This is a genomic window from Mesorhizobium sp. RCC_202, from assembly GCF_041355295.1.
Lineage (GTDB): Bacteria > Pseudomonadota > Alphaproteobacteria > Rhizobiales > Rhizobiaceae > Mesorhizobium.
The window spans coordinates 154,038-174,069 of sequence record NZ_JBFUPO010000006.1 but is presented as its reverse complement, the minus strand read 5'-3'; the positions used below and the strand labels follow the sequence as shown (position 1 = coordinate 174,069).

Sequence of the window (20,032 nt, the reverse complement as noted above, 5' to 3'; positions counted from 1 at the left end):
AGCGCGTCGTCTGAATCCGTTTCATCGCGACGCGCTTCAGTTGATCTTGCGGTAATAGACCTTGCCGTCCGGTGTCTCGGTTCGCTGGTAACCGGGGTTCGGGGCGGGGGGCGCGGTGGCAATCCGCCTCTTGGGCGGCCGTGGCGTGTCGACAGCGGCAGGTTCGGCCGCGACCTCGATGTCGGACGACGCTTCGGCCACGGTGCTCGCCGCGGCAGCGGGTTCCGGCGCGCTCGATATGCCGGCGTCGCCGGCTACGGGAAGGTTCTGTTCCAGCCGGGCCATGTGGCCGTTGATTTCGATGAAGCTGCCCTGCAGCTGGTGGTCCAGCGTCTCGAACCGGCTCTGGAAACCGTTGTTGACCGTATCGATGCGGGCGCCGATGCGCTGCTCGAACTGGCCGAGCTGTTCCAGCCGCGCCTCCATCGTCTTGAGGTCGTTGACGCCGCGATAGAGATAGACCGCGGCCGTCACATTGACGAAGGTGACGAGTGCGGCACCCACCGCCAAAACACCGATCATTCTGGCCCGGCTGGGCCGTCCCGGAGCGGCTTCCCTATGACCGAGTTCGATTGCCGGAACGTCCGGCTCGCTGATCATCGTCATTCAACCACCACCTTTGCGCCCACCGCGACGCGCTTGAAGAGATCGATCACATCGGTGTTCGTCAGCCGGAAGCATCCGGACGTGCCGTCGAAACCGACGCCCTTGGGATCGTTGGTGCCATGGATGCGATAGAGCGTGTCGCGCCCGTCGCGCGACAGATAAAGCGCCCGCGCGCCGAGCGGATTGTAAGGACCCGAGGGCACCAGCTCCGGCAGTTCCGGCTGGCGGGCGCGCATTTCCCGGGGCGGGCGCCACTGCGGCCATTCCGTCTTGGCCCCGACCTTCACCACCCCGGTCCAGCCAAACCCGTCACGCCCGACGCTGATCTGGTAGCGCAGCGCCTGGCCCTGGCGGGTCACCAGGTAAAGCGCCTTCTCGTTCTTGCGGATGATGATGGTTCCCGGCTGCTCGGCGGTTGCGAAGGCAACTGCCTTGCGCAGGCTGGGGCCCATCGCCGGCAACGGGGGTGCCGACCGCGCGTCTGCGGTTCCCTGGACGGACAGCGCCAGCATCGCGCCGAGCGCGCAGGCGCCGGCCAGCCTCGGGATGATCCGATGCCTATTTGGCAGCGTCATCGAGCCGCTCTTTGAACATCTTCTTCAGATCCTTGTTGAAGCGCGCGCGACCGTCCACCTCGGAGGGCAGGATGGCCCGGTTCAGCGAATCCGAGAGAAGCGCGTTGTCGAGCGCCACCGACTTGATGTGCGGCGCCTTGAAGATCTTCTCCAGCTCGCTGCGCGAAAAATGGTTCCCGAACCATTTGCGCTTATGCTTGTTGGCGACGAGCGTGATGGAGACCGCGTTGCCGCGCAATTCGCGGATCTTGGTGTAGAGCCGCTTGCCTTGCCGCAGCGACGCGACGTTGAGCTCGAAGACGATGAAGATCTCGTCGCTCGTCGAAAGCACGGAATTGTGCCAGGGCGTTTCGAGATTGGGCAGGTCGATGACGATGTCGTCGAAGCGGTAGGCGACGAGGTCGAGAAGCCGGAAGACGAAATCGCTGCCTTGCGGCTCGAACGGCAGCTGCGGCCGCTCGAAGGCGTAGAGGGTGAGGCCGGATGGGCGCGAAAGCTTGATGACGTCCATCAGCTCGACATCGAGCCGTTCGGGCTGGCCGATAATGCCGGTCAGGTCGAACTGGTTGAACTGATTGATATAGGCGCCGCAATTGGCGCTCTGGAAATCGAGGTCGACCAGGCAGGTGGAGGCCGCGCGCTCAGTCGATTTCGAGGCCAGGTGCTCGGCCGCCGAGAGCGCCAGCGTCGTGGCGCCGGCGCCGCCGCTGGCGCTGATGAAGGTGATGATGCGGCTCTTCGTGCCCTGGTTGCCGGTGTCGTGGAAGGTGACCGCGTTGAGCAGCTCCTTGCCGTCGAGCGGCTTGCGCAGCCAGTCCGAAGCGTTCATGCGCACCAGAACGCGCGTCCGTTCCGAGGTCAGCTCGTCGGAAACCGCAATCAGCGGCACGGCCGCCCACAAAGCGCGCGCCTCGACGATGCCTGGCCTCGTAAGCAGCTCGCCATCGCCGAGATCGAGGATGACGATGCCCGGGCGCGTATCGGCCGGCGGGCCCTTGAGAAAGTCGCCGGTCTCGGCAACCCTGACATCATAGATCGCCAGCGCATCGAGCCGGGTCGCCACCTCGCGCCTGAAATTCGGATCCGACGAGAACAACGCCACCTGCTTTCGCTTGGTCGGTGTAACCTTGGTGTTGATGGCGTTCATGGAAAGGTGCTCTTCATGTCTTCGCCCGTAGCAGTGCTGAGCATTGAGGGCATGGTGATGTTGTTGAACCCGAGCAGTCCGCCCAGGAAGAAGAATTGAAACGGATGATTGGTGATGCTGACCGTGACGGTCGGCACCGGCCCACTCGGGCGTGTCCAGTAGCCAAGACCGGAGGCGGCGTATTCTATCCGAACCTCCGATTTCTGCAGGGTTGGCAGAAGAGTGATCATGCCCGCCCGGCCGCCACTACCGTTATAGATGGCGTCGAACGAGGTCTGGTCCGCGTTCGCAGGTAGGCACTGGCCTGCTCCGATACTGCAGCAAGCGACACCTGCTGAGCTTGCGGTGCAGACATAATCATAGGTGCCGGCCGGTACAGCATTGCCGACATCCAAAGAGTTGGCGGGGGTTTTTCCTTCAGAAGGCAGCGCGATGGCGACTGGCGTCGAAACCTGCGCCAGTCTGGCGCCCGTCTGGACTGCCTTGTTGCCGGCGTTCCACTGGTAGAAGAGGTAGCCGAAATCGACAAAGCCGAGCAGAAGGGTCAGCAGCAGCGGCATGGCGACAGCCATTTCGACCATGGTAGCGCCGGACTGGTCCGCGCGGAATGTTCTCCTCGTCGTCACCATCCGAAGACTCGCTCCTGATGCGACACGGTTATTGTGAGAGCTCCGAAGCCCAGATAGCTCCAAAGCCCGAGATCGGCGTAGGGGAACGAGGTACTGACCTCGACGACATCCACATTGGCGGTGCTGCTGAGATAGAGCTCGGTGCCGGTGGCGGGGTCGACCGCAAGGGTGTGACTCACCTTGACGCCGACCTGCGTAGTGAGCCAGCCCTTCACCCTCTGGCTGCCGCCGGTCACCGCGCCATTTACCGCCAGGTTTGTTCCAAGGGTAACGCAATTGTTCCAGTTGCTGTCGTTGCAGCGGGCCATGTAACGCGCGCCGTCCTCAACGCCGGCTTCGAGCAGCAAGCGCGTGTTCAGGATGTTGGAGAGTTCGAACACACCCGCCGACAACAGAAGCAGGAACGGCACGACAAGCGCCACCTCGACGAGAGCCGCCCCATTCTCTTCGCCTCTGAAACGCTGGATGATTTTGCTGAGCCGGATCATCGCTGCATCTACCGGTAAAGCTGGGCTTCATTGCGCTGAAGCTTCTTCAGCGTGTTTTGACCGACGACCGTGCTGATGTCCTCCATCTCGCCGTAAATGTCGGCATTCGGTGCGCCCCCTGCCGGTTCGGTCACGAACACGCTGGCAAAGGCCTGCACAGGCAATGTCTGGCCGCCACCTTTGACGGAGTTGGCCGCGCAGTCGATGATCGCGACGTAGAGAAGCCGTCGGTCCGCGGTCTGGGTTGTGGTGTTGCATTGCGGCGCAGTCGCTTCCTGGCCGCTCTTCAAGCCAGGATTGTCAATCTCATACTTGTAGACGCAATATCGGCTAGGGCTTGCACCGCAGGACGTTGTCACCCCGGACGTGCTGGCGTTTCCGTGGTTCACGGACCAGTAGCCTGCAAAGTCCCAGGAGCCGTCGCCGAGCACACCTGCCTGCGTGCAGCCGCCCGAGTAAAAGCAATTGTCCCGAGGCAGCCCCTTATAGTTGTTTGCCTGCCCGCTGTTGGGTACATCATAGCTACAGCTTGGCTTGCCGGCATTCTTCACAACCATGCCCTTCCGAACATTCGGCGCCGGCGGGTTGACGGCGGGATCGGTCTTGTAAGGTCCGCCATTCGTGAAAATGTCGAAACGGGTGTTGATGCCGTCATTTACCGGAGGGATGTTGCCCGGGCGGGTTGTTACCCCGTTCTGACTATAGCAGGCGGGTGGATTCGTAATGGCGAACATCTCGGTGATCGCGGCTGTATCTTTGTCGCCCTCCGGCGATGACAGGAACCCATAGTTTCCGGGGCCATATTGGGCGCTGGCGCCGCCTTGCTGCTCCTTCAGCCAGATCATCGGCTTCTTGGTTCCCGACAAGGCTGTCTGGAGAGCACCGATAGACGCATAGGGGTTGCAGATGAACATCGGCGTGAATTGACAAAGCGCGTTGTTGAACCCTGCCACCGACTGCGTCTGCAGATTCATGGTATCATTGCTTCCGACAAAACTTGCCGGGAAGATTGTCGCAAACGCAGTGGACTTGACCGTTATTTCAGCGAATTTCGCCACCTTCGGATCGGTGGTGCTCCAGTCGTGACCGTTTTCGTCCCGGCCGGCGGCGCTGAGTCCGATGGTGTCACTGGCGGGGATGCCGGACAGATAGGTGACGGTCAGGTCGGCGGGCACCAGCGTATGGTCGCCCGAGGTCGAAAATTTCGTGGCGTTGGTCTTCAGAAGATTCCCAACCGCGCTGTTGGCCCTGGTGATCGCGTCAGTATTGCCATCCAGCTCGGCCGCTGCCGCCAGTGCGTAGGCATCGGCACCCTTCTGCATATCGTTGTGAAGACCATTGGCGCGGCTCATGTCGATGGCAAGAAGCGACAAGCCGACGAGTACCGGCACCATGATTGCGGCGAACAGCATCGCTACGCCGCGTTGATCTCTCCAGAAGGCACGAATGGTCCCCAACATGACCTTACTCTTTGCTTTCTTGCACCAAGGGCCCCTCGCACGCCCGGCGCCCTCCGCATCCTTCCGTTCAGTTCACTGCGTCGTCGTCACACCAGACCCGCCGACATTGACCGTGATCGCCGGCGGCGGTGGCGGTGGTGGCGGAAATTTGTAGTTGTGGGCAATAAGTGCAGCGCGCGTGCCGTCGCCTTCGATATGCGTGTTCTTGGATGCCGGATTGAGCGGATCGACCGTCTGCAGCATCGAGTTGTATTTCTGCGTGTCGCCGGCAGCCAAGGTCACCGTGTCGTAATGGTTCAGATAGTCGGCGGCGCAACCCGACAGTGCACCCCCGCAGAGAATGAGGATCAAGGCGCTATTTCTTGACATAAAGCATCTTGTCCTTCGATTTGAAGTTGAGCATGTGGCCGTAGGGGCCGGTGACGCCGTCGCCCGTTTCGTATTTGCGGATCATGTCCTTGTTCACCTCGAGCTGACCGAGCACGAAGAATTCCGGGTCGTTGGCCGGCCGCGTCTTGTCGAACGGTGTCTCCAGCTGCTCGCCGGGTTTCACCGGCCGCACGATGTGCGGCGTGACGATGACCACCAGTTCGGTCTCTTCCTTCTGGCTGCTCGAATTGCGGAACAAAGTGCCGATGACCGGCACCTGGCCGAGCCAGGGCACCTGGTTCTGCAGCTTGGTGGTCTTGCTGGACAGAAGCCCACCGACCGCGAAGCTCTGGCCATCGCGCAGTTCGACGACGGTTTCCAACTTGCGATTGGTGAAGATCGGGTCGCCAGCGGAGGTGAAGCCGGTCAGGTCGCTAACCTCGGGCGCCAAGCTGATATGGATCTTGTCATCGGCGAGCACGATCGGCGTGAACAGGAGATTCACGCCGAATTGCTTGTAGTCGATCTGGACCTCGCCATCCTTGTTGACACTGCGGATCGGCACCTGGCCACCGGCGTTGAAGCTGGCCGGCTCGCCAGAAAGCGTGGTGAGATTGGGGTTCGCGAGCGTGCGCACTACCCCCTTGGCCTCAAGTGCTTCGATGTACAAATCGACTTTGATATTGCTGTCGATGACGCGGGTGAGCAGTGCGCCGAACGGGGTGGAATTGGACAGCAGGCTACTGAGCAAGGTGCCCGATCCAAGCACGACCTTGTCACTGTCCACGGCGGCAATTCCGGTTCCGACTTTGGTCGTGCCGTCGCTGTTCGTGCTCTTGATCGAGACGCCGAGGTCGCGGCCGGCGTTGCGCTTGGCTTCCAGCACGCGCACTTCGAGATTGACCTGCTGGCTGTCATCCACGATCACGGAATTGATGATGGCGTCGGGGCCGTATTGCTGCGCCACTTCCATGATCGCCGCCAGAGTAGCACCGTCCTTGACATGGCCGCCAAGCCTGACCCTACCGTTGACCGAGCCGATTTCGATGCGCGATCTTGGCGACACCTGGCGGATGGCCGCCGCCATGTCGCTGACGTCGACGCCGACCTCGATCTGGATAACGCCGAGCGAGCGCTTTTCAGGTGAAAACAGGTTGACCGTGGTGGTGCCGGGTCCCTTGCCGATGACATAGAGCGTGCGGTCGGTCATCGGCTGGGCATCGGCGATCTTCTCGTCGCCGACGACGATATCGCCGAGGTTGGCGCTGACCTGGATCGTAACCGATTGCGACATCGGCAGGAAAACACGATGGACACTGGGGTTTGACACGTCGATGAAACGGTCAGCCGCATCGGCCGCAAGGCCCGATAGCAGCAGCGCCGCCACACAGGAAGCAACCGCCGCTATCCTAGTCCAAAACCCCTGCATCCCCATCTCCCCAATCGCTGCCTATGGCAGCGCCAAATCGTCGCCGCGCCTCTGTTATGGTTGTCGCGGCACGTCATATGTATCGAGCTTCATGCCGCGAAATACGCCCACGGTTACGTTCTTTGGCGGTTCCGGCTGCACATACTTGACCACTTCCTTCACGACCTCGCGCACTTCCGGCGCAGATGCTACGGCCGGAGCGGGTTTGATCTTGCTCAGATCGTCAAGGCGGCTTCCCACCTTCTCCACGGCCTGGGTGAGGCCGGCAATCTTGTCGTCGGCGCGCTTACGTTCCTCGGCAGCTGCGGCGTCGGCCGCCGCTTGTCTCGCTAGTTCGGCCTGCCTTTTGGCAACATCGTCAGGCGTTTCGCCGGTCAGATCCGACAGCGTCACGCGTTCGGTCGTCTCGCCCTTGCTGGCCGCGGCCTGGCGAAGCGCCAGCGACAGCTGGCCGGCGCCTGCCGCCAGGGTCAGCTTCTGCGCATCCTTGGTGCTGGCCTCCAGCGTAACTGCCTTGACCACGGTCGGGCTGTCCTTGCTTTCGTCGGCGACCTGGTCGACGGCGAGCACCTTCATGCTCTGCAGCAACACGTCGACAAAACTCTTGTCCTGGCCATCACTGTCGCGCACCGTGCGCGTCAAAAGTATATCGACCCGATCGCCCGGGAAAACAAACCCGGCGACGCCAAGCACGTCATTGACCCTGATGGAAACGGCTTTCATCCCTTCGCCGAGCACCGCCGAGAGCGTGGCGCGCTGGCCTGGGCCGGTGATCTTGTTGGCAAGCACGGGTTCGTTGAGACCAATCGTCTGCAGCGCCTGCTTTGCGCCTTCGCCGGCCAGCGCGTCCTTTGTTGTCTTGAAGGCGCCGGCTGGAACAGCGCCCGCCGGCCAGGCGATTTCACGCAGCTTGTCCGATGTCAGCGTGTCGCCGAACTTCAACGGCATCGCCGCCACCACGACCGTGTCGCGCTGGACGCCGCTTGCCTCGGCCATGGCGCTACGCTGGTTGGCCAGCCAAATGTTGACAAGCACCACCGCGAGCACGCCGAACACGCCGGCTAGCACGATCATGATAAATGTATTGGCGCGCATTAGACCCAAGCCCCTAGGTCATACTGCGGGAACTCGCCCGCCGCGATTTAGGGTCAGGCCCGGATTTTACGATCCGGGCCTGATTTCTTGTCGATCAGCTTCCTGTCCCAGCAACAGCATCGCAGGCGCCAACACCACTGGCCTGCAGCTTGCCGCACAAGCCGGTAAACCGGCCGCTGACCCATCCGCCGATCGCCAGAATGGCGAGGACGGCTGCCCCGGCGATGATGCCAACCAGGATCGAATACTCGACCATGGCAGCACCGTTTTCGTCGTCGCGGAACTGCCGCGTGATTGCGGTGAGCCTATCCATGTTGCTTGTCCCGATCAGGAGCCGGTACCGAGAGCAGCGTTGCAGGATCCGCCCGCCTTACCGTTCAGTGTACCGCAGAGACCGGTGAACCGGCCGGACACCCAGCCGCCGATGGCGAGGATCGCCAGGATGGCTGCGCCGGCAATGATGCCAACGAGGATCGAATATTCGACCATAGCAGCGCCGTTTTCGTCGTCGCGGAACTGCCGGGTCATCGTCATGAGCTTCTTCATGTCAATTTCTCCCTTTGGAGTTTCTAACCCGACGAGACAGAGCCAAGGATGAACCCCATACCCAAGCATCCCCCGTCACGTTCAATCCTAGGTCGTGCGAAAAAGCAGTGTCAAACGGATTAACGGAAGCTTAACCTTTCAATACTCGGAATGAAGTCGTTTTAATTTTTACAAGGGCTTGATTCGCCTCATTTTTCAAGCGATTTTAACCATTCATTCACAATTTTGCCACGGCCGTGCCGCATCGCACAAACATTAGAATCCAGACATATTCCTTTATATCTAATGATTTATTGTGGTATTTTGCCGACATGCGACCAAAGGCCTAGGACTAGTCCTGCGACCTTTGTCTGATAATCTGGAGCAAAAACCAAACAAAAAGGAGAAATCCAAACTTATTTCTTAACTATGTCCCAAGTAATACATGTCGGTTGACCTCCAGGCCGCTTGTGCCCCTCGTGGTTAACGCTTAGTTTCCGGACCTGGGGAAATTAAAAGGGGCGAGCGGCATGTTGGGTCGCTTCATCAAAGGGCAGGGTGAGCAAACGGCGCCGCAGGCGTCGCGCGTGGTTGCTGCCGCCAATGAAACAGCCACCGCCATCCTGGCGGAGGCCGAACCGCAAGGTCTCGATTTCCTGACCTTGAAGGTCGAGCTGCATCGCCATCTCATCGATCGCTTCAACCTGACGGCACTGGAAAGCGCCTCCAAGGACGAAATCCTGAACGAGATCCGGCCGATCGTGCGCGAATTCGTGCGTGGCCGGAACGTGCCGTTGAATGCCCGTGAACTCGACCAGTTGACCATCGACACCGCCGACGAGATGCTGGGGCTGGGACCAATCGAACCGCTGCTCAAGGATGATACGATCACAGACATCCTTATCAACACGCATAAGCGCGTATTCATCGAGCGGCGCGGTTTGGTTGAAGAGACGGCCATCCGGTTTCGTGACGAAGCGCACCTGCTGCGCGTCATCAACAAGATCGTCTCGGCGATTGGCAGGCGCGTCGATGAATCGTCGCCGATGGTCGATGCGCGGCTGGAGGACGGCTCACGCGTCAACATCGCGGTACGACCGATCTCCGTGGACGGCCCGCTGGTCTCGATCCGTAAATTCTCGAAGAATCCCTATTCGCTCGAACGCCTGATGGCTCTGAACTCGATCAGGCAGCCGATGGTCGATCTGCTGCGGATTGCCGTGCAGGCCCGCAAGTCCATCCTGGTCTCGGGCGGCACCGGCAGCGGCAAGACAACCTTGCTCAATGCGCTGTCGAGCTACATTCCGTCCAGGGAACGCCTGATCACCATCGAGGACGCGGCGGAACTGCAATTGCAGCAGCCGCATGTCGGTCGGCTCGAGACGCGCCCGCCCAATGTCGAGGGCAAGGGCGAGGTCCGTCAGCGTGAGTTGGTCAAGAACGCGCTGCGCATGCGGCCCGATCGCATTATCGTCGGCGAGGTGCGCGGCGAGGAAGCTTTCGACATGCTGCAGGCCATGAACACCGGCCATGAAGGCTCGATGACCACCATCCACGCCAACACGCCGCGCGACGCCATATCGCGTCTTGAGCAGATGGTCGGCATGGCCGGCATGCCGATGACACATGATTCCATCAGGGCCCAGATTGCCTCGGCCATCGACATTATCGTGCAGACCCAGCGCCTTTCGGATGGGGGCAGGCGGGTCATTTCGATATCGGAACTGACCGGCATGGAAGGCAATGTCGTTCAGCTTCAGGAAATCTATCACTTCGTCCGCCGCGACGTCACCGCGGAAGGTGCGATCATCGGCGAATTTCGAGCAACCGGTGTCCGCCCGCGCTTTTCGGTGGAGGCGGCGACACTCGGACATCATTTTGGCAAGGACGCCTTCAATCCGCAGGTTCCGCTCTGATGCTGTCCGGCCAATCCTTGCTCTATTTCATCTATACGGTAGCGGCGGCGTCCGTCATTCTTGCCGCCGAGGCCCTGTATCTTTCTTACGCCAGTCGCCGCTCGCGCGCCGGGGCGGTCAATCGCCGGTTGAAGCGCCTTGCTGACGAGGTTCCGGCCGAGCAGACCTTGCAACGACTGTTGCGCGAGCGCGGGCTGACAAACGCCGGTGACTTCCTTTTTGGTCTCGTGGGCCTGAACAGGCTCTACACGCAATCCGGCGTCACCGGGAATCCCTTGACGTTCGCGGCGATATTTCTTGTCGCCGGGCTTGCCTTGGCAATGGTTCTCTCATTCTTCATGGGTGTCTCGACCCTGGTCTCACTCATCATTTTCCTGGTGACTGGGCTTGTACTGCCACTCCTGGTTCTGCGACGCGCTCGCAACAAGCGTATCCGGAAGTTTGCCAGGCAACTCCCCGATGCGTTGGACATGATCGTGCGCTCGCTGCGGGCTGGACATCCCTCCACAGTGGCAGTTGGTCTCGTGGCTCGCGAGATGCCCGATCCTCTCGGCACCGAGTTTGGCATCGTGTCCGACGAAATCACCTTCGGCCTCAGCATGGAACAAGCGGTACGGAAACTCTCCCAGCGTGTCGGCTTCGAAGGCCTTCATCTGCTGTCGGTGTCGCTGTCCATTCAGGCCAAAACAGGCGGAAATCTGACCAGTATCTTGCACAATCTCTCGTCGGTGCTGCGTGAAAGGCATAAGCTAGGGATGAAAATCAGAGCGCTTTCAGCGGAAGGTAGAGTGTCGGCGTGGATCATCTCGCTGTTCCCTGTCGTGATGTTCTTTGTTCTCCTGGCGCTAGCGCCATCCTACTATGGTGCTGTTTGGGACAATCCACTCATCATGCCCGTGTTCGTGATTTTTGGGACATGGGCGCTTCTGGGCGATTTCATCATGTATAAAATGGTCAATTTCGACTTCTGACGGGAGGGTAGAATAAACGTACTCTTAAATATACGCGACTTGGGGTTTCTTGTTTCGGTCGCGGTTTTTTTGGCGGCGGTGGCGATTTTCCTCTTCGGCGCTTTTGTTTTCTTGCCTGCGTTGCAGACACGAAAGCTGGTCGCGCAAAATCTAAAAGCGGAGGGGATCGTCGATCGCCGGTCAATGCTCGGCCTTGAGCAACAGGCCAAAGCCTTGGCTCAGCGGCCGATCGAGGCCTATTTCCGGTCCGTAGAGAAAGAGCGGGACGAGCCCAACGCCCTTGAGGCGAAACTTTTTCGCGCCGGCTTTTATCAAGCTAGTGCTCCCTTGATATACACTTTGTCGCGATTTGGAGCGGTTTGTGCCGGCTTCTTGTTGATGTACGCGCTTCTGTCTCAAGTGCTGCCCCCTACTTTGCCGGCGTTCGTGACCCTTGCCGGGTCAGCTTTGTTTGGGCTCGCTTGCATCGTCATTCCCAGTATCATGCTCGATCGTTTCGAAAATTCGCAGAAGCGGATCTATCGGCGCGGCTTCCCCGATTTCATGGACATGATGATCACCTGTGCCGATGCCGGCATGAGCCTGGAGGCCGCCGTCGAGCGAGTGAGCCAGGAATTGGTCGCGACCCACAAATGGCTGGGGATACAGCTTTCGATCATGACTTTGCAGCTGCGCGCGGGTAAACCGTTGCGAGAGGCCCTACGTGAACTGGCGGACCGCGTCGGCCTGGACGAGGCGCGGGCGTTGGCTGTGCTGTTCCGTCAATCGGAAGAACTCGGCACCAGCCTGACGGATGCGCTGCGTGTCTACAGCGACGAAATGCGGTCCCAGAGAATCCTCCAAGCCGAAGAGCGTGCAAATGCCCTGCCGGTCAAGATGATGATCCCACTAGGCATCTGTATCTTCCCGGTGGTGCTAATGATCGTCCTTTTGCCGGTTGTCATTCGTATGCAGGCCATTTTCAACCACTAACCAATATGCTTTGGTTCTAATGAACCGAGTCGAAGGAACCCTGAGGAACGAAATGACAGGGCCAATACGCCTCACCGCCGCAGCCAGCATGCTGCTCTTCGTGCTTGCCGGTTGCCAGACGAATGGCACGGACACCACCGGAGGTGTCGTCCGTACCAACGAGCCGTCGAAGGGTGACGTCACGTCCTTTGGCGATGCCTTCGATGGGTTGAAGACCGTCAGCGACGTCGAATATTACGCCTCGGACCAGGCCGTGGCCGAAGCCACCAACCAGTTCCGCGCCGAAAACTACGGCAACGCCGGCGCGCTGTTCTTCAAGGCGACCCAGCTGGCGCCCAATGACGGCGGCGCCTGGATGGGGCTCGCCGCTTCGTGCGACCGCATCCGCCGCTTCGACCTTGCCGACCGCGCCTACGCCCGGGCCTTCAAGCTGACTGGCGCGTCACCCGAATATTACAACAATGTCGGCTATTCCTACCTGCTGCGCGGCAAGCTGCAGGATGCGCGCGCGAGTTTCCTCAAGGCCTATGAACTGGCGCCTAACGATCCGACGGTAGCCAACAATCTGAAGCTTTTGTCGTCGAGCGTCCAAAACGTCGAGCGCTAGCATGTTGATCGTCGAATCCCTGTTGCTGAAGGCGCTTGCTATCCCTCTCCTCGCATGGATCGCGTGCATTGACTTTACCACGCAGAGAATAGCCAATCGCGACGTGCTGCTGCTGCTCTGTCTTGGCGCGGGATCGCTGTTGCTGATGTCGCTCCTTTCCGGATCCTGGTGGGACATGGGGCTCAGCGCGTTTGGCGGCATCGTATTGTTCCTGGCGCTCTTTCCGTTCTGGCTCTTGCGCAAGATCGGCGCCGGGGATGTAAAGCTGATGGCTGTGATGCCATTGCTGATCGGAGGAGACAGTCTCGTCGTCTTTACCGTGTTGCTCCTGTTTTTCGCCGTCGCCACCGCGGTGCTTGTGAAAAATCCATTCATGCTGCCGGCGGGAGCGTTTCGCCTCTACGTGGAGCATATGGATCGGAAGGGCGTCGTGCCATTCGGCGTGCCGATAGCGGCAGCCGCAGTCTGCGCGATAGCGTTCCTCATCTATGAAAGTCTGGTGCTGGCTAACAGCTCCGGGATTCTCAACCAGCTCAATTGAACCGCGCGGTCCGTTCTGCTGACGGAATACGGGCCATCCAGCGTCATCCTCCGCAACATTCCGATAATAACGGTGGCCATAGCGCGAAAGCCCCTTCTCATTATATTCGAACATGCTAATGTTCTTGAGTTCGCGGCACCCTAATCACCCCAGTCCGCGATCACGGAGCGCCGGCAAATTCTCCCCCCAACCCTGATTATCGAGTTTGCCGGCGCTTGGTCCCCTCGATGGGCGGTTCCGCCCTGCGTAAGGCAAGCGAGCCGGCATCGTCGAGGTCGACCGTATTCTCCACGGTTCCCGGTTGGAGCGGGCCGGGTCGAACAAGCGACCGGCCGCCTTGGTCAGGCCGCGTATCGCGCCACCACGCCGGGCTGCCGTGACCATTGGGCATACCAGGCGTCGAACAGTTTGAGCTGCGCTTCTGCATAGCCGCGCTGGCTGTCGGTCAGGGCATCCGTCTCGTTGAAATGCAGCCTGTATTCGGGGTTACCCTTCAGCACCATCATGTGCTTGAAATAGAGCACCAGGTCGGGACCCTCGTCGAAGGAGGACAGGACGCCAAGCGCGGCGTCCAGTTCCTGCGCGCGCTGGCGCGCCTCGACGTCGCCCTTGGCCGCCGTCTGGCTCAGGCTCACCAGATGCAGCACCTCCTTTGGCAACACGTTGCCGATGCCGGTGATGGCGCCCGAGGCGCCGCAATTGACGAAGCCATGGAAGACGGCGGTGTCGACGCCGATCATCAGCGCAACCTCATCGTCGCGGCTGGTGATGTTTTCGGCCGCATAGCGCAGGTCCGCCGGGCCGCCGAACTCCTTGAAGCCGACCAGGTTCGGGTGCTCGGCGCGCAGTGCGAAGAACAGCTCGGCGCGCGTGGCAAAGCCATAATAGGGGCTGTTGTAGATCACCGCCTGCAGATCGGGGGCGGCGGCGAGGATCGCCTTGAAATGGTGGCGCTGCGCCGTCACCGAGGGGCCCCGCGACAAGACGCGCGGGATCACCATCAGGCCGAGCGCGCCGACCTTCTGGGCGTGCGCCGCGTGGGCCACCGCCTTGGCGGTATTGACCGCGCCGGTTCCGACGATCACCGGCACGCCGGCCTTGACCAGCCGCTCGACCCCTTCCATGCGCTGCTCGTCGGTGAGCAGCGGCCAGTCGCCCATCGAGCCGCAATAGACGACGGCCGACATGCCGGCCGCGATCAACTCGCGCCCCTTGCGCACCAGCGCCTCGAAGTCGGGCTGGCGGTCTGGCGTGCACGGGGTCATCAAGGCCGGCATGCAGCCGGAAAAGACATTGGCGCTCATTGGGACTCTCCTTGAGGCTGGCTGGCAGATTGACCAGTTTGTCCCGGAGCAGCACTGCTTGCCAAGCAAATAGTCGCGGTCGCCAGCGATAAGCACAGGAGCAACAATGCGCACCAAAGCCTCCATTCGCGTCGTCGGCTGCCATGCCGAAGGCGAGATCGGCGACGTCATCGTCGGCGGCGTGCTGCCGCCGGCCGGCCGCACGATGATGGAAAAGATGATCACGATGGAACGTGACCACGACCATATCAGGCGCATGCTGATCTGCGAGCCGCGCGGCAGCGTCGCGCGCCATGTCAATCTCCTGGTCCCGTCGACTCGCGACGATTGCGTCGCCGGCGCCATCATCATGGAGCCGACGGAATACCCACCGATGTCCGGCTCCAACACGATCTGCGTCGCCACGGTGCTGCTCGAGACCGGCATGGTGCCGATGCAGGAGCCCGAGACCCGCTTCAAGCTCGACATGCCGGGCGGCGTCATCGAAGTGCGCGCCGAATGCCGCGACGGCAAATGCCTGTCTATCACCTTTCGCAACGCGCCGGCCTTTGCCCACCAACTCGACGCCAGCATCGAGGTCGAAGGTCTGGGCACGCTCAAGGTCGATATCGCCTATGGCGGCATGTTCTATGCCATCGTCGACGCTCAGGCGCTCGGCTTCTCCGTCGTTCCCCACGAGGCCCGCGAGCTGGCTGTGGCCGGCGAGAGGGTTCGGCGCGCGGCACGCGAACAGCTCGACGTCGTGCATCCTGAGTTCGACAATGTCCGTGGGGTATCGATCGTGCAGTTCGCCATGCCGTTCCAGGGGCCAGGCAATGTCACGCGCAACACCTGCATCGTCTCGCCAGGGCGCTCGGACCGCAGCCCGACCGGAACCGGCACCTCGGCCCGTATGGCGGTGCTGCAGGCGAGGGGCTTGATGGGCGTTGGCGACGTGCTCATCCATGAATCGATCATCGGCTCGCGCTTCACCGGCAGGATCGTGGAGCTGACCGAGATCGGCGGGCGCAAGGCGATCGTGCCCGAGATCACCGGCCGCGCCTGGATCACCGGCGAGCATGCCTACTATCTCGATCCGACGGATCCCTACCCGCAGGGCTATGTGCTGTCGGACACCTGGGGCACGTCGACGTCGGTGACGCAGTAGGCGACCAGCCGCGCTCTTACGTGGCTTTGCCGGCCACCGCGTCGACGCCCATCTCTTCCTCGGAAATGTCGTCGAACGAGGCGTAGTTCATGTTGTAGAGGCGCGCGTAGAGACCTTTGCGCGCCATCAATTGCGCGTGGTTGCCGCTTTCGACGATCTCGCCGTTCTGCAGCACGATGATGCGGTCGGCGCCGCGGATGGTGGCCAGGCGGTGCGCAATCACCAGTCCGGTCCGCCCTTCCAGCAGCTTGATCAGCGCTTTCTGGATCAGCATCTCGGTGTAGGAATCGATGCTGGCCGTCGCCTCGTCGAGCACCAGGATCTTGGCGTCGGCCACCAACGCCCGGGCGAAGCTGACCAGCTGGCGCTGTCCAAGCGAGAGGTTGCCGCCGCGCTGCTCGAGCTCGGTGTCGTAGCCGTCCGGCAACTGCATGATGAAGTCATGCGCGCCGACGGCCTGCGCCGCGCGCACCACCTCGTCGCGGCTGGCGCCGGTCTTGTGATAGCGGATGTTTTCCAGCACCGTTCCGGAAAACAGGAACGGCTCCTGCAGCACCATCGCCACCTGGTCGCCGAGCGAATCCTGCGTCAGCTCGCGCACATCGTGCCCGCCGACCAGGACCTGCCCCGACCAGACATCGTAGAAGCGGTGCACCAGCGCCATCGAGCTCGACTTGCCGGAGCCTGTCGGGCCGACAAGGGCGACGGTCTCGCCTGGGTTGACCCGAAACGAGATGTTCTTCAGCACCGGCTGGTTCTGCCGATAGCCGAAGGTGACATTCTTGAATTCGACCGAGCCGTCCGTGTCGCGCGACAGCGTCAACGCATTTTCCTTGTCACTGACATCCACCGGCACGTCGAGCACTTCGGAAATGCGCTGTCCCGAAGCCATGGCGCGCTGCATCACGCTGTACTGCATGGTGAGCGAACGGATCGGGTCGAAGAAGCGCTGGATGTAGAACAGGAACGCCACCATGACGCCGATGTCGAGCCGGTGCGACAGCACCATCGAGCCGCCGACAACGATGACCGTCGCCATGGCGATGCCGGTCAGCGTGTCGACGATCGGCACCATGACCTGCGCATATCTGGCTGACCTGAGATGCGCGCGAAGGTTGGCCAGCACCTTCTCGTCATAGAGGTCGAAATTGACGTGCTGGCGCTCGAGGCTCTGCACCGTGCGCACGCCATGGATGCCTTCGGCAAGCGCGCCGTTGGCGATCGAATTGGTCTCGTGCGCGGCCATGAAGGCGACCTTGGCGCGCGGCAGCCAGAACAGGCGCACGATAAACAGCGCCGGCATGGTCGACAGCGTCAAGAGCCCGAGCCGGAAATCGAGCCAGAGCAGCACCGTTACGATGCCGAACAACAGCACGATGTCGCCGACCGACATTACCGAGGTTTCGAGGAACTCCTGCATCGAGTTGACGTCGCCCTGCAGGCGCGACATCAGCCGGCCGACCTCGGTCTTGTCCATGAAGCTCAGCGAGACGCGCTGCAAATGACCGAACATGGCGCGGCGCAGGTCGGACAGCACGTTCTCGGCGACCTTGCCGACAACGCTCTCCTGCACATAGCTTGCGGCGTAGTTGATGAGGATGATCGCCGCGAAAATGGCGGTCGCCCAGACCATGACGGATCGGTCCGGTCCGCCCGCAGCCATGCCGTGGTCGATGGCGTAGCGGATGACCAACGGGATCGCGAGCTGCGTCAGCGTGAACACCAGCACCGCCGCGACCGAGATGAAAATCCGCGCCTGGTACGGTTGCACGAAGCTCCAGATACGCCGGACGATGCGCGGATCGTAGACCTTGCCGAAGACCTCTTCCTCGTCGCGATGCGAGCCGACGACCGCCTTTGTCGGCCGGCCGCTGGTGTCGTCGTCTTCGTCGTCGTCAAGCGTCGACATCAGGCGGCTCCTTGCGCGGCGGATCGCTCGTCGTCCGGCCGAAGCTGGAGGTCATGCAGCGCGCGATAGCGTCCGCCGAGCGCCAGCAGTTCCTCATGCGTGCCGCGCTCGACGATCCGGCCGCTCTCCACGAACAGGATCTGGTCGGCATGCATCAACGAGCTTAAGCGGTGCGAGATGATGAGCGTGACGCGATCCTTGGCGAAGCGCTTCATCGCCGCGCGTATGCGCTGCTCGGTGCCGGCGTCGACGGCCGCGGTGGAATCGTCGAAGACCAGCACCGAGGGCCGCAGCATCAGGCTGCGGGCAATGGTCAGGCGCTGCCGCTGGCCGCCGGAAAGCGAGGCGCCGCGTTCGCCGACGACGCTGTCATAGCCGGTCGGAAGCCCGATGATGTAGTTGTGCAACTGCGCGGACTCGGCGGCGCGCTCGATGCGCGTCTCGCGCGCCCAGGGGTTGCCATACGCGATGTTGTTCTCGATCGAGGTGGTGAACAGGAAGGCATCCTGCTGCACGATGCCCACCGCCTTGCGCAGCGATCGCAGCGTGACTTTACGGATATCCTGGCCGTCGATGGTGATCGCGCCGGACGTCGCATCGTAGAAGCGCGGGATGAGATGCGCGATCGTCGACTTGCCGCTGCCCGGCGGGCCGACAATGCCGATGGTGTCGCCAGGCCTCGTCTCGAAGGAAATGCCGGACAGCGCCGGCCGACCGCCAGCGCCTTCATAGCGGAAGCCGACATTGTCGAAACGCAGCACCCCGCCGCTGACGACGAGGTCCTTCGCATCGGGCGCGTCCGTGATATCGAGCTCGGTATCGAGCAGCTCGAACAGCCGCGAGCCGCAGGTCGAGGCGCGGGCGAATGAATTCACCATCAGGCCGAGCTGGCGCACCGGCATCTGCAGGATGGTCATGAAGGTGAGGAACTGGGCCAGCGTGCCGACGCTGATCTGGCCCGCTATCACCTTCTGGCCGCCGAACCACAGCACCAGGCCCATGGCGGCGAGGAAGGAGAAGTTCATGGCGCTGGTGTTGGCGACGCGGATGTCGACGCGCTCATTGGCAAGCTCCAGCGCCGACTTTTTGGCGCGATCGAATTTTGCCAACTCATGGCGTTGCGCTGCAAAAGCGCGCACGACTCGGATGCCGCCGAGATTCTCATCCATCACCCGGCTCAGCACCGACAGCCGCTCCTGCAGCGTCAGCCAGGTGCTGCGCAGCCGAAGTTGCGTGACCGAGGAGCGCCAGGCGACGAACGGCACGAAACTCAGGCTGAGCAGCCCGAGCACAAGATCGGTGCTGATCAGGAGATAGGCGCCGACGCCGATCAGCACGCCGAGCAGTACGACACGCAGCACGCCTGTTGAAAAGAACATGCGCACACCGTCGAGATCGAGCAGCCCTAGCGTGATCAGATCGCCGGTGTGGACCTTGTCGTGAAAGGCAAAGCTCAGACGCTGGATCTTCTCGTAGAAGGCGAGCCGCAGTTCATAACCGGTGTGATGACCGACGGCTTCGCCGTAATAATTCTGCGCCATGGTGAAGAGACCGCGCAGGATGCTGACGACGAGCAATGTCAGCGCGGTGGTCCACAGCGCCTGCTCGGCGGCCGTGCCAGCGCCCGCGGCCATGACGCCCTGCGCCTGATCGATGGCGCGTCCCAAGAGACGGGGGATGAACAGCTGCAGCGTCGCGGCAATGAAGGTCGAGACAATGGTGATCGCGACCTGCCAGGGATGACGCAGTGTCATGCGCATGATGCGCAGAAGGGTGCCGAGGCCTTTGCCCCAGGAGGCTTCCGCCACATGGGCAAACGATCCGCCACGCTCCGGCGCGTTGCTTTTTGCATCCTTATGCACAGGAAAAAATCCAACCCGATCCGTGCATTAGCCCGGACGAATGAAGTGAGACTCAGTTGAGACTGGGCGATGTTAAGCGTCCCGAACTTGGCCGTTCAAGGGCCAATGGCGACATTGGGCCTATGCCTGATCGAAATGCCGTTGCGATAGCCCACGCATGGCCTTCAAGGATCTGTGGACGCGGCGGAAAGAAGCAGGGCTGCAAGCGGAGTCGACATTGTGTGAGGATATCACTATATACCGGCGGCCTTCGGCCTCTGGCCCTTGAGTGCGACTGCGAAGTCGCGGTAGATTGTGCAGTGCGCCGTGCTAAGGAATCGATCCGGAAAACCGGGAAAAAGCAAGCGGAAACAATAGGGTGTATGCTTGACGGCCCCGATCGAACCATCATCATCCTCAACGAACTGAAACGTGCCCCTTGAACCTTCCATTCCTTCGGCTCCACGGACCTTGGGCAAGATGTCTTGCCGGTCGAGGCCG

General features: G+C 61.4%; 20 protein-coding genes. 6 read left to right on the top strand and 14 right to left on the bottom strand.

What is annotated here, in order from left to right:
* Positions 1-36 precede the first annotated feature (36 nt).
* The 11 genes from AB6802_RS15990 to AB6802_RS15940 all read right to left on the bottom strand — a co-directional run bounded on the left by AB6802_RS15990 (position 37) and on the right by AB6802_RS15940 (position 8,344).
* Positions 37-606, bottom strand: coding sequence for a hypothetical protein (locus AB6802_RS15990; RefSeq protein ID WP_371011101.1), 570 nt, complete (start codon positions 604-606; stop codon positions 37-39).
* On the bottom strand, positions 603-1,181 hold the full coding sequence (locus AB6802_RS15985) for a L,D-transpeptidase (protein ID WP_371011100.1): 579 nt from the start codon (positions 1,179-1,181) through the stop codon (positions 603-605). Before AB6802_RS15985 ends, AB6802_RS15990 begins: the two co-directional genes overlap by 4 nt.
* Complete coding sequence (locus tag AB6802_RS15980; protein ID WP_371011099.1) at positions 1,165-2,328, bottom strand: CpaE family protein; 1,164 nt, start codon at positions 2,326-2,328, stop codon at positions 1,165-1,167. The genes AB6802_RS15985 and AB6802_RS15980 overlap by 17 nt, the downstream gene beginning before the upstream one ends.
* Positions 2,325-2,957: a TadE/TadG family type IV pilus assembly protein gene (locus tag AB6802_RS15975; RefSeq protein ID WP_371011098.1), complete on the bottom strand. Its 633-nt coding sequence runs from the start codon at positions 2,955-2,957 to the stop codon at positions 2,325-2,327. Before AB6802_RS15975 ends, AB6802_RS15980 begins: the two co-directional genes overlap by 4 nt.
* Positions 2,951-3,445: a TadE/TadG family type IV pilus assembly protein gene (locus AB6802_RS15970; protein ID WP_371011097.1), complete on the bottom strand. Its 495-nt coding sequence runs from the start codon at positions 3,443-3,445 to the stop codon at positions 2,951-2,953. The genes AB6802_RS15975 and AB6802_RS15970 overlap by 7 nt, the downstream gene beginning before the upstream one ends.
* Before the next feature lie 8 nt (positions 3,446-3,453).
* Entirely contained in the window at positions 3,454-4,905 is a 1,452-nt protein-coding gene (locus tag AB6802_RS15965) for a TadE/TadG family type IV pilus assembly protein (protein ID WP_371011096.1), read from the bottom strand.
* 72 nt (positions 4,906-4,977) lie between these two features.
* Positions 4,978-5,256 carry a hypothetical protein gene (locus tag AB6802_RS15960; protein WP_371011095.1) on the bottom strand — a complete coding sequence of 93 codons (279 nt, stop codon included), beginning with the start codon at positions 5,254-5,256 and terminating at the stop codon, positions 4,978-4,980.
* A gap of 4 nt (positions 5,257-5,260) precedes the next feature.
* Entirely contained in the window at positions 5,261-6,703 is a 1,443-nt protein-coding gene (locus AB6802_RS15955) for a type II and III secretion system protein family protein (RefSeq protein ID WP_371011094.1), read from the bottom strand.
* Positions 6,704-6,757: 54 nt separating this feature from the next.
* The gene (cpaB, locus tag AB6802_RS15950) at positions 6,758-7,798 is read right to left on the bottom strand and encodes a Flp pilus assembly protein CpaB (RefSeq protein WP_371011093.1); all 1,041 of its coding nucleotides are present in this window, start codon (positions 7,796-7,798) and stop codon (positions 6,758-6,760) included.
* Between the two features lie 94 nt (positions 7,799-7,892).
* A complete protein-coding gene (locus AB6802_RS15945) occupies positions 7,893-8,111 on the bottom strand; it encodes a Flp family type IVb pilin (protein ID WP_371011092.1) in 219 nt (72 codons plus the stop codon).
* A 14-nt stretch (positions 8,112-8,125) separates the two neighbouring features.
* Positions 8,126-8,344, bottom strand: a complete 219-nt coding sequence (locus AB6802_RS15940; protein WP_371011091.1) for a Flp family type IVb pilin — start codon at positions 8,342-8,344, stop codon at positions 8,126-8,128.
* A 509-nt stretch (positions 8,345-8,853) separates the two neighbouring features.
* Between AB6802_RS15940 and AB6802_RS15935 the strand changes: the two genes are divergently transcribed.
* Genes AB6802_RS15935 through AB6802_RS15915 form a run of 5 tightly spaced genes read left to right on the top strand, consistent with a single transcriptional unit; the run spans position 8,854 to position 13,330 of the window.
* Positions 8,854-10,239 carry a CpaF family protein gene (locus AB6802_RS15935; RefSeq protein WP_371011089.1) on the top strand — a complete coding sequence of 462 codons (1,386 nt, stop codon included), beginning with the start codon at positions 8,854-8,856 and terminating at the stop codon, positions 10,237-10,239.
* Complete coding sequence (locus AB6802_RS15930; protein WP_371011088.1) at positions 10,239-11,210, top strand: type II secretion system F family protein; 972 nt, start codon at positions 10,239-10,241, stop codon at positions 11,208-11,210. Before AB6802_RS15935 ends, AB6802_RS15930 begins: the two co-directional genes overlap by 1 nt.
* A gap of 39 nt (positions 11,211-11,249) precedes the next feature.
* Positions 11,250-12,182 carry a type II secretion system F family protein gene (locus tag AB6802_RS15925; protein WP_371011087.1) on the top strand — a complete coding sequence of 311 codons (933 nt, stop codon included), beginning with the start codon at positions 11,250-11,252 and terminating at the stop codon, positions 12,180-12,182.
* A 52-nt stretch (positions 12,183-12,234) separates the two neighbouring features.
* Positions 12,235-12,789, top strand: coding sequence for a tetratricopeptide repeat protein (locus AB6802_RS15920; RefSeq protein ID WP_371011086.1), 555 nt, complete (start codon positions 12,235-12,237; stop codon positions 12,787-12,789).
* Position 12,790: 1 nt separating this feature from the next.
* A complete protein-coding gene (locus AB6802_RS15915; protein ID WP_371011085.1) occupies positions 12,791-13,330 on the top strand; it encodes a prepilin peptidase in 540 nt (179 codons plus the stop codon).
* A 341-nt stretch (positions 13,331-13,671) separates the two neighbouring features.
* Here the strand turns inward: AB6802_RS15915 and AB6802_RS15910 are convergent, their stop codons facing one another.
* Positions 13,672-14,634 (bottom strand): dihydrodipicolinate synthase family protein, encoded by a 963-nt coding sequence (locus tag AB6802_RS15910; RefSeq protein WP_371011084.1) that lies wholly within the window; start codon positions 14,632-14,634, stop codon positions 13,672-13,674.
* A gap of 106 nt (positions 14,635-14,740) precedes the next feature.
* Here AB6802_RS15910 and AB6802_RS15905 point away from each other — a divergent pair, with 106 nt between their 5' ends.
* Complete coding sequence (locus AB6802_RS15905; RefSeq protein WP_371011083.1) at positions 14,741-15,781, top strand: proline racemase family protein; 1,041 nt, start codon at positions 14,741-14,743, stop codon at positions 15,779-15,781.
* 16 nt (positions 15,782-15,797) lie between these two features.
* Here the strand turns inward: AB6802_RS15905 and AB6802_RS15900 are convergent, their stop codons facing one another.
* Together AB6802_RS15900 and AB6802_RS15895 are read right to left on the bottom strand one after the other, a co-directional pair.
* The gene (locus tag AB6802_RS15900; RefSeq protein WP_371011082.1) at positions 15,798-17,690 is read right to left on the bottom strand and encodes an ABC transporter ATP-binding protein; all 1,893 of its coding nucleotides are present in this window, start codon (positions 17,688-17,690) and stop codon (positions 15,798-15,800) included.
* A complete protein-coding gene (locus AB6802_RS15895) occupies positions 17,690-19,552 on the bottom strand; it encodes an ABC transporter ATP-binding protein (protein WP_371011081.1) in 1,863 nt (620 codons plus the stop codon). Before AB6802_RS15895 ends, AB6802_RS15900 begins: the two co-directional genes overlap by 1 nt.
* Between the last annotated feature and the right edge of the window lie 480 nt (positions 19,553-20,032).